Origin of the sequence: Corynebacterium sp. 11A (genome assembly GCF_008930935.1) — a bacterium.
Classification (GTDB): domain Bacteria; phylum Actinomycetota; class Actinomycetes; order Mycobacteriales; family Mycobacteriaceae; genus Corynebacterium; species Corynebacterium megadyptis.
This window is the reverse complement of the sequence record NZ_PQMR01000010.1, coordinates 1-13,706: the sequence shown is the minus strand read 5'-3', so window position 1 is coordinate 13,706 and position 13,706 is coordinate 1. Positions and strand designations below refer to the sequence as shown.

The following is a 13,706-nucleotide window of genomic DNA, read 5'->3' as shown; positions in this document are numbered from 1 at the left end:
AGCGCTGTGCCGCACCGTGATGTACGCAGCAGAGTTAAGAAGGAAAAAGAGCTAAGACACAATGTTCATTTCTCAGAACTGGATCACCCGACTCCTCCGCGCCTATGCCGAGCAGCCCGATTTCAGCATCGACTCCGAGCAGCTCGACGCCGCCTTTGTGCGGGTCGGCTTCGAAACCGAGGGCTATGCGCCGCTGCCGGAGATCACCGGCCCGCTCGTAATTGGGCGGGTGGACAGCATCGAAGAACTCACCGGTTTTAAAAAGCCCATCCGCTTCTGCCATGTCAATGTTGGCGAGGCCAACGGCACCGGCGAGCTCCAAGAGATTGTCTGCGGTGCCCGGAACTTCTCCGAGGGCTCCTATGTAGTGGTCTCCCTCCCGGGTACCGTGTTACCCGGTGGTTTCGAGATCTCCGCGCGCAGTACCTATGACCACACCTCGGCCGGCATGATCTGCTCCGCTATGGAGCTGGGGCTGACCGATAAGCAGAACCCGGGCATCATCACCCTGCCGGAGGGCGTGGCAGAGCCGGGTGCGGACGCCCGCCCGGTCCTCGGCTTAGATGACACCGTCTTCGAAGTGAATATCACCCCGGATCGCGGCTATGCGCTTTCTGCCCGTGGCCTGTCGCGGGAGATCGCCTCGAGCCTGAACAAGCCCTTTGTAGATCCCGCGTACACTCCCGCGGTGGCCGATATTGAGGTCGCTGTTCCCGAGGTCGCCGGAACGCTGCTCGATGTGGATGTGCGAGCGGACACCAAGGCACGGCGCTTCGGGCTGCGTGCGGTCACGGGCATTGACCCTGCCGTACCTACGCCTTTCTGGATGCAGCGCGAGCTGATGCTGTGCGGTCAGCGCCCAGTAAACCTCGCCACCGATGTGACGAACTATGTGATGCTGCTGCTCGGTACCCCGATGCACGCATTCGATGCCTCGCTGATTAGCGGCAACCTCGTGGTCCGGCGCGCCACCGAGGGCGAGACGCTGACCACGCTTGATCATGTGGAGCGCGAGCTGCACCCCGAGGATGTGGTCATTTGTGATGACAACGGCGTGCAGTCCCTAGCCGGCGTGATGGGGGGAAGCTCCTCCGAGGTGAACGAGAAATCGACGGATATCTATCTCGAAGCCGCCATTTGGGATCAGATCACGGTGGCGCGCACCTCCCGCCGACACAAGCTGAGCTCTGAGGCTTCTCGACGCTTCGAGCGCGGCGTCGATCCGCACCTAGTGGAGGTGGCCCTCGATGTCGCCGCCAGCGTGCTCGCCCGTCTGGGTGGGGGAGAGGTCGCTCAAGAGCGCACCCTCGTGGAGGTCGCCGAGCACGAGCCCGTGACCGTGATGATGGATGTGGACTTCCCCTCCCGCTATGCCGGTGTGCACTACGAAGAATCCGTGGTGGTGGCCCGTTTGGAGGAGGTGGGCTGCCAGGTGGCGCGACAAAACACCACCCTGGCCGTCACCCCGCCGAGTTGGCGCCCCGATATCACCATGGACGTGGACCTGGTGGAGGAGATTCTGCGCCTTGAGGGCCTGGAATCGATTCCCTCGATCGTGCCTACCGCTCCTGCCGGTACGGGTTTGACCCCCGCGCAGCGCCGCCGCCGCGCCATCGGCCATGCCTTGGCCTACTCCGGCTACGCGGAGGTTCTACCCACCCCCTTCATGGAGACCTCGATTCTGGATCAGTGGGGATTGGACTCCGAGGATGAGCGCCGCAATGTCGTGCACGTGCAAAACCCGCTCGAATCGGATCACTCCGTGCTGGGCACTACCTTGCTACCAGCGATGCTCGACGCCGTGAAGCGCAACGTTGCTCGGGGTCACGCCAGCGTGGCGTTGTTCGGCCAAGAGCAGGTTTCCTTCCACCGTGCCGACAGCTCTCCCATGCCCTCTACGGCCCAGCGACCCAGCGCAGAAGAAATCGAGCAGCTGCTCACCTCCTTGCCCTACCAGCCACTGCACGTGGCCACGGTGGCCTGTGGCAACAAGGTGGCCGAGGGCCCGTGGGGTGCCGGCCGTGCCTACACCTATGCGGATGCCATCGAATCCGCGCGCATCGTCGCCGCCGCGGCGGGCGTGGAGCTGGAATTGGCGAATGCCGAACAGCTGCCGTGGCACCCCGGCCGCTGTGCGGAGCTGCGTGTGGACAATACCGTGGTCGGCTATGCCGGCGAGCTGCACCCGCAGGTGTGCAAGGACACCGGGCTGCCACCGCGTACCTGCGCCATGGAGCTGGATGTCACCGCCCTGCCGCTGGAGGAGAACTTCCCCGCGCCCGTCCTCTCTGCCTACCCGGCGCTACTGCAGGATGTGGCACTCGTGGTGGACGAGGATATCCCCGCAGAGACCGTGCGCACCGTGGTAGCCCAGGGTGCGGGAGAGCTGCTCGAGCATGTCGAACTCTTCGATATCTACCGCTCCGCGACCCTCGGCGAGAACAAGAAGTCCCTCGCTTTCGCGCTGCGTTTCCGCGCCGCGGATCGCACCCTCACCGACGAGGAGTGCAACGCCGCACGCATGGCAGCCGTGGACCTAGCCAAGGAAAAGCTCGACGCAACCATCCGCGCCTAGAAGCGCGTCAGCGGGGCTAAAGCCCTGCATACCTCGATACGCTCTGATGCGTAGCAGCGGAGGACCCCACGAGGGGTTCTCCGCTGTGGTGTGTAGTACACCCCGCCGCCACCCTCCGCCGGCGCGACCACCGGCCTCCACCCGCCACGCCGCCGCAATGCATAGTTTGCAAAAGTCTGCATAAAAGCTATACTTGGCTTCTATGACTATTTCTGTTGCCGTTGCTGGAGCCACAGGTTATGCCGGATCTGAGATCCTGCGCCTGCTGCTCGCTCATCCCGCCTATCTCAGCGGAGAGCTGCGCATTGGCGCCCTCACGGCGAACTCCTCGGCCGGGCAGAGCGTGGCAGATCTGATGCCCCAGCTGCTGCCACTGCACGAGCGCGTTATCGAGGAGACCACCGCCGAGAACCTGGCCGGCCATGATGTGGTCTTTCTCGGATTGCCGCATGGTTTTTCCGCAGAGATCGCCCGCCAGGTCGGGGAAGAGGCCATCGTGATCGACTGCGCGGCCGATTTCCGCCTCCGCGACTCAGAGGCGTGGACGCGCTACTACGCATCAGAGCACGCAGGCAGCTGGCCCTATGGCATTCCTGAGATGCCTGGCCATCGCGAGCAGCTGCGCGGTGCCACCCGTATTGCAGTGCCGGGCTGCTTTCCCACCGGTGCCACCTTGGCGCTGATGCCCGCGGTAGCGGCAGGGCTGATCGAGCCCGATATTGCGATCACCTCCATCACGGGTGTCTCCGGGGCAGGCAAGAAGGCGTCGGTGCCGCTACTGGGATCGGAAACTATGGGTTCACTCAAGGCCTATAACACCGCCGGTAAGCACCGCCACACCCCCGAGATGATTCAGAATCTCTCGGAGTTCACCGACAGCGAGATCACGCTCAGCTTCACCCCGGTGCTGGCCCCGCTGCCGCGCGGCATCCTCACCACCGCAACCGCCCCGGCTCGTCTTGGGGTGAGTGCGGCCTCCGCCCGCGCCGCCTATGAGCAGTTCTACGCCGAGGAGCCCTTCGTGCAGCTGCTGCCCGCCGGCCAGCAGCCCCAGACCCAGAACGTGGTGGGGGCGAATAGCTGTCAGGTGCAGGTGGAGCTGGATGAACTCTCCGGCCGACTACTGGTGACCTCCGCCATCGATAACCTCACCAAGGGCACCGCCGGTGCCGCGGTCCAGTGCATGAACCTGGCTCTCGGCTGGGAGGAAACGCTGGGCCTACCCTTGGTGGGTGTGGCCCCCTAAGGGGGCGGGGATTATCTCCTCCGCCCATCGTTCGCCCTTCCACTGTTGTTCTTATTCCCTCACATAACGTCAAGGATTTTCGCCCATGAGCACTCAGAGCATCACCACTCCCGCCGGTTTTGTGGCTGCAGCAACTACTGCAGGCATTAAGCCCTCGGGCAAGTCCGATATGGCACTCGTGGTTAATCAAGGCCCGGAATTCGTGGCCGCCGGCGCTTTTACCCGCAATCGCATTGTGGCCTCTCCGGTGAAGCTATCGCGCACGGCCGTGGCTGATGGCCAGCTCACCGCGGTGCTGTATAACTCCGGTAACGCCAATGCCTGCAATGGTGTCCAGGGCGACAAGGACGCGGCGGAGCTCACCGCGCAGGTCGCCGCAGCTCTGGAGTGCAGTCCCACGGACGTGGCGGCGTGTTCTACCGGGCTGATCGGTGAGCCTTTGCCCATGGACAAAGCCCGCGCTGGCGTGCGCGCCCTGGTGAGTGATCTCGGTGATCATGGCGCCGCCGCGGCCCAGGCCATTCTGACCACGGACACCACCGATAAGCAGAGCTTCTTTAGTGGCGAAGGCTGGTGCATGGCCGGTATGGGCAAGGGCGTGGGCATGATCGCGCCCTCGCTGGCCACCATGCTGGCGTGCCTGACCACGGATGCGAAGATCACCGCCGCCATGGCCGATGAGGCGATCCACAAGGCCACCGCCGTCACCTTCGACACCCTCGATATTGACGGCTCCACCTCTACGAATGACACCGTATTCCTCTTGGCCTCGGGGGCATCGGGCATCGAGCCAACCCAGGAGGAGCTGGATGCTGCGGTGCTCGCGGTATGCGCTGATCTGGCCGATGCCATGCAGGCCGATGCCGAGGGCGTGACCAAGCGGGTCAAGATCGAGGTCACCGGCGCCACCTCGGATGCTCAGGCGCTCAACGCCGCCCGTACCTTGGGCCGCGATAACCTCTTCAAGTGCGCGATGTTTGGCTCTGATCCCAACTGGGGTCGCGTGCTCGCCGCGGTCGGCATGGCCGATGCGGACATGGATCCGGAGCACATCTCCGTGTACTTCAACGATCACCCCGTGTGCATTGATACCGGCGGCACCCCGGATGCCCGCGAGGTGGATTTGTCCGGCGCCGATATCGATGTCCGCGTGGATCTGGGCATGGACGGTGAGGGCTACGCCATGGTGCGTACCACCGATCTTTCCCATGCTTATGTCGAAATCAATAGCGCCTATTCCAGCTAGCCGCCCACTACGTGCAGCGTGTTCCATCCGAGCACATAATCTAGCGACCCCCGCCGCACGGCGGTATCGCTGCGAGAGAAGAAGAGATGACGAACGACCTAACGAGGAATCTGGACAACGAAGTCCGGGCCAATGTGCTTGCTGAGGCGCTGCCATGGCTGCAGCACTTCCGCGACAAGATCGTGGTGGTCAAGTACGGCGGCAATGCCATGGTGGACGAGGAGCTCAAGGCTGCCTTCGCCGCAGACATGGTCTTTTTGCGCACCGTGGGCGCCAAGCCAGTCGTGGTGCACGGCGGTGGTCCGCAGATTTCGAAGATGCTCAGCCGCGTGGGTCTAGAGGGGGAGTTCAAGGGCGGTTTCCGTGTCACCACCGATGAGGTGATGGAGATCGTCCGCATGGTGCTCTTTGGCCAGGTCGGCCGCGATCTCGTGGGATTGATTAACTCCCATGGCCCCTATGCGGTGGGAACCTCCGGCGAGGATGCCGGGTTGTTCACCGCCACCAAGCGCTATGTCGATGTCGGTGGCGAGCATCTCGATATCGGACTCGTGGGAGACATCGTCGATGTCAATCCTGAAGCCTTGATGGACATTATCGATGCCGGCCGTATCCCCGTGGTCTCTACCATCGCCCCGGGTCTCGACGGCGAGGTCTACAACATCAATGCGGATACCGCCGCCGGCGCCCTGGCCAGCGCTATTGGCGCGGAGCGTCTGCTCATCCTCACCAATGTCGAGGGTCTCTATACCGACTGGCCCGATAAGTCCTCGCTGGTATCGAAGATCACCTCCTCGGAATTGTCTAAGATTCTGCCGCAGCTGCACGAGGGCATGATCCCGAAGATGGAATCCTGCCTGCGGGCGGTGGATCAGGGCATCAATGCCGCCCACGTGGTGGATGGCCGCATCGCCCACTCCGTGCTGCTGGAGCTGCTCACAGAGGGCGGTATTGGCACCATGGTGCTGCCGGATTCCTATGACAGCGAGGACTATCCCGAGTCCACTATTTTCAGAAAGGACGCCTAAACCAGTCATGACTGCTCTCGAATCATGGTCCAGCGCGCTCATGAACACCTACGGCACGCCCGCGGTGGAACTGACCTCCGGTGAGGGCGCCCACGTGCGCGACGCCGCTGGCAACACCTACATCGATATGCTCGCCGGCATTGCCGTCAATGCGCTGGGGCATGCACATCCAGCGCTTGTCGACGCCGTCTCGCAGCAAACCCAGACCCTCGGGCATGTCTCGAACCTCTTTGCTTCGGCCCCCACCGTGGACTTGGCACAGCAGCTCAAGGCCCAGCTATCCCGTCTCGATGCGGTGGCCGGCGAGAGCGCCCGGGTGTTCTTCTGCAATTCCGGAGGAGAAGCCAATGAGGCCGCATTCAAGCTTGCTCGCTTGACCAAGCGGTCGCGTGTGCTCACCGCAGTGCATGGTTTTCATGGCCGCACCATGGGCTCGCTGGCGCTGACCGGCCAGCCCGATAAACGCGCCGCGTTTGAGCCTTTGCCGGCGGGAGTGGAGTACTACCCCTATGGCGATATCGACGCGCTGAACGAGATGGTCGCTCGCGCGCCTGAGGACGTGGCGGCCATCATGCTCGAACCCATCCAGGGCGAAACCGGCGTGGTGCCCGCACCTAAGGGATTCCTGCGGGCCGTGCGCGAGCTATGCGATCGCTACGGGATCCTCATGATCGTCGACGAGGTACAGACCGGCATTGGCCGCACCGGCGACTTCTGGGCCTTCGAGCACGAAGCGGGAGTAATTCCCGATGTGATCACCATGGCCAAGGGCCTGGGCGGCGGGCTGCCGCTCGGGGCATGCATGGCCACTGGGCGTGCCGCTGAACTCTTTGGTCCCGGCTCCCATGGCACGACCTTCGGCGGTAATCCCATCGTCTGCGCCGCTGGCCGCGTCGTGGTGGACACTGTTGCTGATCCCGCCTTCCTCGCGAGCGTGCGTCAGAAGGGACAGCGCCTCGCGGACGGCGTCGACAAGCTAGAGCTGGTGGATCACGTGCGGGGTCGTGGCCTCATGCTGGGGCTGGTGCTGCACAAGCCGCTAGCGAAGAAGGTAGTAGAGGCCGGCTATCGCCACGGCCTGATCCTCAACGCCTGCGGCGATGACGTGCTGCGTCTGACCCCGCCGCTGGTCATCACCGAATCCGATATTGACACCGCGATCGTTCGTCTCGCCGAGACGTGTAAAGAGGTAGAACAGCAATGACCACAGTGCGACATTTCCTCGCCGATGATGACCTCAGCCCCGCCGAACAGGCGGAGGTGCTGCAACTGGCCCTAGAGCTCAAGAAGGATCGCTATGCGAAAAGCACCTTCGCTGGGCCGCAGACCGTAGCGCTGCTGCTGGACAAGACCTCGACGCGCACCCGTTTTTCCTTCCACGCCGGCATCGCCGAGCTCCAGGGCAGCCCCATTGTGGTGAACACCGGCAGCAGCCAGATGGGCAAGGGAGAGACCTTCGAAGACACCGGCGCGGTGCTATCGCGTTTCGTCTCGCTCATCGCCTGGCGCACCTATGCTCACGAGAACCTCGAGCAGATGGCGACCACGGCCACGGTGCCGATCATCAACGCCTTAAGCGATGATCTGCATCCCTGTCAGATCCTCGCCGACCTGCTCACCTGCGTGGAGCATCTCTGCCCAGAAGCGGGGCCGGAGGGTCTCCACGGCACAAAGGCGGTGTATCTCGGCGATGGCGCGAATAACATGGCTAATTCCTACATTCTCGGGTGCGCCACTGCGGGCATGGACATCACCATCATTGCCCCCGAGGGTTTCCAGCCGGAGCAGCGTTTCGTCGAGCGTGGACGTGCTATCGGCCAGCGCACGGGAGCCACCGTCGCCGTCAGCGCCGATGTGGCCGATGTCGCCGGTGCCGACGTGGTGATCACCGATACCTGGGTATCGATGGGCATGGAGGAAGACGGTATCGACCGCACCACCCCCTTCCAGCCCTATCAGGTCAATGCCGAGGTGATGGCGCAGGCCAAGGATGATGCCATCTTCCTGCACTGTTTGCCGGCCTATCGCGGCAGTGAGGTCACTGCCGAGGTGATTGATGGCCCGCAGTCGGTGGTCTTTGATGAGGCGGAAAATCGACTTCACGCCCAAAAGGCACTGATGGTGTGGCTGATGGAACACCAGGAAGGCGGTAGCGCGTGAGCCAGCCCGTATCCAGAACCGCCCGGCAGGCGCGGATCCTCGAGATCCTCAACGACAGCCGTGTCTCCAGCCAGGTGCAACTCTCCGAGCTTTTGCTCGACGAGGGCATCGATATCACCCAAGCCACCTTGTCCCGCGACCTCGATGAGCTGGGAGCGAAGAAGGTGCGCCCCGATGGTGGCCGTGCCTTCTATGCCGTGGGATACCAAGAACCCGCCGCCAGCAATGAGCTGCGAGGGCCACGAGAGAAACTGCGTCGGATGCTGGAAGAATTGCTCGTCTCTGTCGATCACAGCGCCAATATCACCGTGCTGCGCACCCCGCCCGGGGCCGCCCAATACCTGGCGAGTTTCATCGACCGCGTGGGAATGCACGAGGTAGTGGGCACGATCGCCGGCGATGACACGGTTTTCGTTCTGGCGAGGGAGCCACTCACCGGGGCGGAATTGGCCGAACGCTTCCGCAAAACCAGCCGCGAGAACAGCTAAGCCTCCCGCGATGATGAGAGTGCGCGCGTGCACCCTCATCATCGAGGAGTAGCAGACTACACTGTGAATGTTCCGCAGCAGCGAGAACTACATACTTACACTGAAAACACACCATTGTTGGTGACTACCACCAAGGAGAATGACTGATTATGACTAACCGCGTTGTGCTTGCCTATTCCGGCGGCCTCGATACCTCTGTTGCTATTCCGTACCTGGCCAAGATGACCGGTGGGGAAGTGATCGCCGTATCGATCGACTTGGGTCAGGGCGGCGAGGATATGGAGTCCGTGCGGCAGCGCGCCCTGGACTGCGGCGCCGTGGAATCCATCGTGATCGACGCCAAGGACGAGTTCGCCGAGAACTACTGCCTGCCCACCATCAAGGCCAATGGCATGTACATGAAGCAGTACCCGCTGGTGTCTGCTATCTCTCGGCCGCTGATCGTGCAGCACCTAGTGCAGGCTGCTGAGGAGCACGGCGGCACCCACGTCGCCCACGGCTGCACCGGTAAGGGCAACGACCAGGTGCGTTTCGAGGTGGGCTTCGCCGACCTCAACCCAGACCTGAAGGTGATCGCCCCGGCCCGTGACTACGCATGGACCCGAGATAAGGCCATTGCTTTCGCAGAGGAGATCAACCTGCCGATCGAGCAGTCCAAGAAGTCTCCCTTCTCCATCGACCAGAATGCATGGGGTCGTGCCGTGGAGACGGGCTTCCTCGAGGATCTGTGGAACCCGCCGACAAAGGATCTCTACGCCTACACCGAAGAGCCCACCCTCGGTAACGCCCCCGACGAGGTCATCATCTCCTTCGAGAACGGCGTGCCCGTGGCCATCGATGGCCGCAAGGTAAGCGTGCTCGAGGCCATCGAGGAGCTCAACCGTCGCGGCGGTGCCCAGGGCGTGGGCCGGCTGGACATGGTGGAGGACCGCCTGGTGGGCATCAAGTCCCGCGAGGTCTACGAGGCACCCGCGGCTATGATCCTCATCAAGGCACATGAGGCCCTCGAGGACGTCTGCTTGGAGCGCGAGCTCGCCCGCTACAAGCGTGGCGTGGACGCCCGCTGGTCCGAGGAAGTCTATGACGGCCTGTGGTTCGCCCCGCTGAAGCGCTCCCTCGATGCCTTCATCGACTCCACCCAGCAGAACATCACCGGCGATATCCGCCTCGTGCTTCACGCCGGCAGCATCGTGGTCAATGGTCGTCGCTCCGAGAGCTCGCTCTATGACTTCAACCTGGCCACCTACGACACCGGCGACACCTTCGACCAGTCCATGGCCAAGGGCTTCGTCCACCTCCACGGCCTGTCCTCCCAGATCGCCTGCAAGCGCGACCGCGAGGCCTAAACTAGAGAGTCTGTGCGCCGATTCGAAGCCTGTGCGGCCTCGGGTCGGCGTCTCGGCTGTGTACCACCAACCAATTAAAGGAACTCACATGGATAAGCACGGAACCAACCAGGGTGCGCTGTGGGGCGGGCGCTTTTCCGGCGGGCCCTCCGAGGCGATGTTTGCGCTGAGCGTGTCCACCCACTTCGACTGGGTCCTCGCCCCCTATGACGTGCTCGCCTCGCAGGCCCACGCGCGGGTGCTGCACAAGGCGGGTCTGCTCAGCGATGAGGACTATACAACCATGCTCGCCGGCCTCGAACAGCTCGGCGCCGACGTGGCCGATGGCAGCTTCACCCCGGACCCCAGCGACGAGGACGTACATGGCGCCATGGAGCGCGGCCTCATCGATCGCGTCGGTCCGCAGGTGGGCGGGCGGCTGCGCGCCGGCCGTTCCCGCAACGATCAGGTGGCCACGCTCTTTCGCATGTGGGTCCGCGATGCTATCCGTGAGATCAGCCTCGGCGTGCTCGAGCTTGTCGACGCCATCTCGCGCCAAGCGGCCACGCACCCCCGCGCAATCATGCCGGGCAAAACCCACTTCCAGGCTGCGCAGCCGGTGCTACTCGCACACCAGTTGCTCGCGCACGCCCACCCGCTGCTGCGCGACGTCCAGCGCCTGCAGGACCTAGATAAGCGCCTCGCCGTCTCGCCCTATGGCTCCGGTGCTCTCGCCGGCTCCTCGCTGCACTTGGACCCCGAGGCCATCGCCGAAGAGCTCGGCTTTGATTCCGCCGCCGATAACTCATTGGATGCCACCGCCTCCCGCGATTTCGCCTCGGAAACGGCCTTCGTGCTGGCCCAGATCGCGGTGGATATGTCCCGCTTCGCGGAGGAGATCATTGCGTGGTCCACACCGGAGTTCAACTATGTCACCCTGGCCGATGCGTGGTCGACCGGCAGTTCGATCATGCCGCAGAAGAAAAACCCGGACGTCGCCGAGCTGGTGCGCGGTAAGTCCGGCCGCTTGATCGGTAATCTCTCTGGTCTGCTCGCCACCCTCAAAGCCATGCCCTTGGCCTATAACCGCGACCTGCAGGAAGATAAGGAACCCATCGTGGACTCCGTGCAGCAGCTGCAGTTGTTGCTGCCCGCCATGACTGGGCTGGTGGGCACTCTCACCTTCAACGAGCAGCGCATGCGCGAGCTCGCCCCCGCCGGTTTCACCCTTGCTACCGATCTCGCGGAGTGGATGGTGCGCGAGGGCGTGCCCTTCCGGGAAGCCCACGAGGCCTCCGGTGCTTGCGTGCGCCTCGCCGAGTCCCGAGGAGTGGACCTCGTTGATCTCAGCGACGAGGAGCTGGCCAGTGTGGATAAGCGGCTGACCCCGAAGGTGCGCGAGGTCCTCACCATCGATGGCGCCGTCGCCTCCCGCACCACCCGCGGCGGTACTGCCGGGGTGCGCGTCGATGAGCAACGCGAGCGCGTCGACACGCTCGCGGCCGAGTATCGGCAATGGGCCACCACACCCGTCATCGGGCGATAGGATGATATGCCATGAGTATTGATCCCGATTTGCTCGAGGTGCTTGCCTGCCCCCAAGACAAGGGACCGCTGAGCTATGACGCCGACGCGGATGTGCTGGTGAACCCTCGCTTGCACATCGCCTATCGCATCGACGATGACATCCCTGTGTTGCTCGCCGACGAGGCACGCGACTTCCCCGAACAATAATCCATCTTCTAGCCCTGAGGACTTCATGTCTGACAACATCATTGATGAGCTGCACTGGCGCGGCCTGATTAACCAGTCCACCGACCTCGATGCCTTGCGCGAGGCCTGCGAGAACCCGATCACGCTTTATTGCGGTTTTGATCCCACAGGCTCCTCGCTGCATGCCGGACACCTCGTTCCGCTCATCATGCTCAAGCGCTTCCAGCAGTTCGGCCACCGCCCGATCGCTATCGCCGGCGGCGCCACCGGCATGATCGGCGACCCGCGCGACGTGGGGGAGCGGTCCATGCTCTCCGAGGAGACCATCGCGGAGAACGTGGAATCCATTAAGGCCCAGCTGGAGCGCTTCGTGGATTTCGGCGATGGTGCCAACGGCACCGCCTTGATGCTCAACAATGCCGATTGGACCGGCCAGATGAGCGTGATCGCATTCCTGCGCGATTTGGGAAAGAACTTCTCGCTTAACACCATGCTCGATCGCGACACCGTGAAGCGTCGCCTGGACAGCGATGGCATGTCCTACACCGAGTTTTCCTACATGCTCTTGCAAGCCAACGACTTCGTGCATTTGCAGCGCACTTACGATTGTGTGCTGCAGATCGGCGGCTCCGATCAGTGGGGCAATATCGTCTCCGGTGTGGATCTCAACCGCCGCCTCGATCAGAAGAAGGTGCACGGACTCACCGTGCCTCTGGTTACCGACGCCGATGGCCAGAAGTTCGGCAAATCCACCGGCGGCGGCAAGCTCTGGCTGGACGCGAAGCTCACCAGCGCCTATGCCTGGTACCAGTACTTCATCAATGCCGGCGATTCCGTGGTCATCGACTACATGCGCTGGTTCACCTTCCTCAGTAAGGAAGAAATCGCCGAGTACGAGCAGGAAGTAGCCGAGCGCGCCTACAAGCGTGAGGCCCAAAAGCGTCTCGCCCAAGAAATGACTGACTTGGTGCATGGCGTGGAAGCCCGCAAGGCCGTGGAACTTGCTGCGCAGGCCCTGTTCGGCCGCGGTGAACTCACCGATCTCGACGAGAAGACCCTAGCTGCTGCGGTCACCGAAACCTCCAATGGTGAGGTCGTGGATATCGCGGCTGATGAGCCGCACACCATCGTCGATCTGCTTGTGGCCTCCGGCTTGGCTGAGTCAAAGGGTGCTGCTCGACGCACCATTAAGGAAGGCGGCGCCTATGCCAATAATGAGCGGGTCTCCGACGCGGAGTGGGAGCCCAGCGCCGAGGACCTGCTGCACGGCAGCTGGTTGGTACTGCGCCGCGGCAAGAAGAACTTCGCGGGCGTACGCCTGCTGACATAGCCGCATCTGTAGCGCTACAAGGCGAGGACCACGTGGGAACACCCCGCGCGGTCCTCGTTTTTTGCGTATGTAGGGAAGAGGTGCGCTGTCGCCGCTATCGGTACCACTGAGCACCTCACCTCCATGCCCCAATGTAGGAGGCAGGGGTAGTGGTGGGGTACGTGGTCTCTGGCCGTGAGTACTGAGCACCGACCGCCCCCAGAGGGGCGGCTATAGGCGTGCACGACGAAGCTGTACTGGTTCCTGTTTGTGCGTGTTGTGCTGGGGTTTTGGTGTTGGGTGGGGGTTGTGTGTAGTGTTTTCGGAGTCAGCGAGGCGGCCGGCGCGGTTGTGTTGGTTGTTTTGTTGGTGGTGAAGGTTTTACCGAGTGTTGTTCGGTTGTTGGTTTGACTGTTACGGTGCTTGTGTATTAAGCTTTCGACACGCTGCTTGATGGCACTGCTTGTGTGGTGTTTGATGGTGTGCGGATGTTGTTTGAGAACTCGATAGTGTGCCAGCTTTGTTTTGTTGATGTGTGCTGCTTTTGTTGTGGTGTGCGTGTTTGGTTGTGTGTGGATCAGGTGCCCTTGTGATTGGGGTTTGTTTGGTCGCATGT

The 13,706-nt window shown here is 62.8% G+C and carries 11 protein-coding genes; all 11 read left to right on the top strand.

From position 1 onward, the window contains the following. The first annotated feature begins 61 nt into the window (after positions 1-61). The 11 genes from pheT (at position 62) to tyrS (ending at position 13,111) form a co-directional block, all read left to right on the top strand. The gene (pheT, locus tag GBB18_RS08015; protein WP_151641332.1) at positions 62-2,575 is read left to right on the top strand and encodes a phenylalanine--tRNA ligase subunit beta; all 2,514 of its coding nucleotides are present in this window, start codon (positions 62-64) and stop codon (positions 2,573-2,575) included. Between the two features lie 202 nt (positions 2,576-2,777). Then, a complete protein-coding gene (argC, locus tag GBB18_RS08010) occupies positions 2,778-3,821 on the top strand; it encodes an N-acetyl-gamma-glutamyl-phosphate reductase (RefSeq protein ID WP_151641331.1) in 1,044 nt (347 codons plus the stop codon). An 85-nt stretch (positions 3,822-3,906) separates the two neighbouring features. Next, entirely contained in the window at positions 3,907-5,067 is a 1,161-nt protein-coding gene (argJ, locus tag GBB18_RS08005; protein ID WP_151641330.1) for a bifunctional glutamate N-acetyltransferase/amino-acid acetyltransferase ArgJ, read from the top strand. An 86-nt stretch (positions 5,068-5,153) separates the two neighbouring features. Further along, positions 5,154-6,095 (top strand): acetylglutamate kinase, encoded by a 942-nt coding sequence (gene argB / locus GBB18_RS08000; protein ID WP_151550162.1) that lies wholly within the window; start codon positions 5,154-5,156, stop codon positions 6,093-6,095. Positions 6,096-6,102: 7 nt separating this feature from the next. Then, entirely contained in the window at positions 6,103-7,299 is a 1,197-nt protein-coding gene (locus GBB18_RS07995) for an acetylornithine transaminase (RefSeq protein WP_151641329.1), read from the top strand. Continuing rightward, positions 7,296-8,255, top strand: a complete 960-nt coding sequence (gene argF, locus GBB18_RS07990) for an ornithine carbamoyltransferase (RefSeq protein ID WP_151550164.1) — start codon at positions 7,296-7,298, stop codon at positions 8,253-8,255. The genes GBB18_RS07995 and argF overlap by 4 nt, the downstream gene beginning before the upstream one ends. Continuing rightward, the gene (locus GBB18_RS07985; protein WP_151550165.1) at positions 8,252-8,743 is read left to right on the top strand and encodes an arginine repressor; all 492 of its coding nucleotides are present in this window, start codon (positions 8,252-8,254) and stop codon (positions 8,741-8,743) included. The genes argF and GBB18_RS07985 overlap by 4 nt, the downstream gene beginning before the upstream one ends. Positions 8,744-8,892: 149 nt before the next feature. Next, the gene (locus GBB18_RS07980) at positions 8,893-10,089 is read left to right on the top strand and encodes an argininosuccinate synthase (protein WP_151550166.1); all 1,197 of its coding nucleotides are present in this window, start codon (positions 8,893-8,895) and stop codon (positions 10,087-10,089) included. A gap of 88 nt (positions 10,090-10,177) precedes the next feature. After that, positions 10,178-11,614 carry an argininosuccinate lyase gene (argH, locus tag GBB18_RS07975; RefSeq protein WP_151641328.1) on the top strand — a complete coding sequence of 479 codons (1,437 nt, stop codon included), beginning with the start codon at positions 10,178-10,180 and terminating at the stop codon, positions 11,612-11,614. 11 nt (positions 11,615-11,625) lie between these two features. Next, positions 11,626-11,802, top strand: coding sequence for a Trm112 family protein (locus tag GBB18_RS07970; RefSeq protein ID WP_151550168.1), 177 nt, complete (start codon positions 11,626-11,628; stop codon positions 11,800-11,802). Positions 11,803-11,827: 25 nt separating this feature from the next. Continuing rightward, entirely contained in the window at positions 11,828-13,111 is a 1,284-nt protein-coding gene (tyrS, locus tag GBB18_RS07965; protein ID WP_151550169.1) for a tyrosine--tRNA ligase, read from the top strand. Positions 13,112-13,706: the final 595 nt, after the last annotated feature.

Excerpts from the sequence above, each read along its gene's own strand:
- GBB18_RS07995 (WP_151641329.1), top strand. The coding sequence starts at position 6,103 with ATGACTGCTCTCGAATCATGGTCCAGCGCGCTCATGAACACCTACGGC.
- argJ (WP_151641330.1), top strand. The coding sequence starts at position 3,907 with ATGAGCACTCAGAGCATCACCACTCCCGCCGGTTTTGTGGCTGCAGCA.
- tyrS (WP_151550169.1), top strand. The coding sequence starts at position 11,828 with ATGTCTGACAACATCATTGATGAGCTGCACTGGCGCGGCCTGATTAAC.
- argF (WP_151550164.1), top strand. The coding sequence starts at position 7,296 with ATGACCACAGTGCGACATTTCCTCGCCGATGATGACCTCAGCCCCGCC.
- pheT (WP_151641332.1), top strand. The coding sequence starts at position 62 with ATGTTCATTTCTCAGAACTGGATCACCCGACTCCTCCGCGCCTATGCC.
- argB (WP_151550162.1), top strand. The coding sequence starts at position 5,154 with ATGACGAACGACCTAACGAGGAATCTGGACAACGAAGTCCGGGCCAAT.
- GBB18_RS07980 (WP_151550166.1), top strand. The coding sequence starts at position 8,893 with ATGACTAACCGCGTTGTGCTTGCCTATTCCGGCGGCCTCGATACCTCT.
- GBB18_RS07970 (WP_151550168.1), top strand. The coding sequence starts at position 11,626 with ATGAGTATTGATCCCGATTTGCTCGAGGTGCTTGCCTGCCCCCAAGAC.
- argH (WP_151641328.1), top strand. The coding sequence starts at position 10,178 with ATGGATAAGCACGGAACCAACCAGGGTGCGCTGTGGGGCGGGCGCTTT.
- argC (WP_151641331.1), top strand. The coding sequence starts at position 2,778 with ATGACTATTTCTGTTGCCGTTGCTGGAGCCACAGGTTATGCCGGATCT.